A 1399-nucleotide genomic window follows, 5' to 3' on the forward strand; every position below is an offset into this window, starting at 1 on the left:
GAGCGTGTCTGAAAGATCGTGTAAGTCCGCGATGTGGAAGTCTGACCCGGGGCTCGGCCTCGGGCCTGTGGGCCAGGCGGATCGGACGAGTCATGGCAGACAAAGACGAAGCGGCCGCGTCCGTGGCCGGCGATGAGATGGTCGACGAGGTGGTCGAGCGGCTGCTCGACAAGACTGACGCCTCAGGAGCGGCCCTGCTGGGTGAGGGCGGGCTCCTGACGGAGATCACCAAGGCTGTGCTCGAGCGGGCCCTGGAAGCCGAGATGAGCGAGCACCTCGGCTATGAACGTGGAGATCTGGCAGGTCACGGGTCGGGGAACTCGCGAAACGGGACCTCGCCCAAGACGGTCCTGACCGATGCCGGCGCGGTCACACTGGCGGTGCCACGGGACCGCAATGGCGAGTTCGAACCGCGTCTGGTCCCGAAGAACGCCCGCCGCCTTGCCGGGTTCAACGACCGGATCCTCTCGCTCTACGCCCGCGGGATGAGCGTGCGGGACATCCGCTCCCACCTGGCGCAGATCTATGGGGTCGAGGTCAGCCCGGATCTGATCAGCAAGGTCACCGACGCCGTGATCGACGAGCTCGTGACCTGGCAGAACCGGCCCCTCGATGCGGTCTGGCCGATCATCTACATCGACGCGCTGTGGGTGAAGATCCGGTCGGGTTCGGTGACATCAAAGCCGGTCTATCTGGCCGTCGGCGTCGACATGGACGGCCGCAAGGACGTCCTGGGCCTGTGGGTCGGAGCCGAAGGTGAAGGCGCCACCACCTGGATGGCGGTTCTGTCCGAGCTGCGGAACCGTGGCATCGAGGACGTGTGCATCGTGGTCTGCGACGGGTTGAAGGGCCTGCCCGACGCGGTCACCGCGACCTGGCCCAAGGCCACCGTCCAGACCTGCGTAATCCACCTGACCAGGGCCTCGCTCAGGCTGTCGTCGGTGCGGGATCACCCCAAGCTGGTCCCAGCCCTGAAGGCGATCTACACGGCGCCGACGGAGCAGGCCGCCGAGCAGGCCCTCGCCCTATTCGAGGCTTCTGACCTGGGCGAACGCTACCCGGCCGTGGTCCGGACCTGGCGGTCGGCCTGGCCGGAGTTCACGCCATACCTGGCCTTCCCGCCGGCCATAAGGACGGTTGTCTACTCCACGAACATGGTCGAATCGATCAACTCACGGCTCCGCAAAGCCACCCGCAACCGCGGTCACTTCCCCTCGGAACAAGCCGCGTTGAAGGTCCTCTACCTGGCGGTCCGCGAGCAGATCAACCCCAAAGCGCGCGACGCGAACCACGTCGCCGCACACTGGAAAGAGGCACTGAACCAGTTCTCACTCTTCTTCGAGGACCGGCTCAGCATCCAATGAAACCAGGCGACTTACACAAGATCGCTGACACGTCC

1 protein-coding gene is annotated in these 1399 nt (G+C 65.6%); it reads left to right on the forward strand.

Annotated elements, in window-relative coordinates:
* Positions 1–92: 92 nt before the first annotated feature.
* Complete coding sequence (locus ACFY04_RS43695; RefSeq protein WP_389126645.1) at positions 93–1364, forward strand: IS256 family transposase; 1272 nt, start codon at positions 93–95, stop codon at positions 1362–1364.
* Positions 1365–1399: the final 35 nt, after the last annotated feature.

Origin of the sequence: Streptomyces sp. NPDC001549, from assembly GCF_042894025.1 — a bacterium.
GTDB classification, from domain to species: Bacteria; Actinomycetota; Actinomycetes; order Streptomycetales; family Streptomycetaceae; genus Streptomyces; species Streptomyces kutzneri.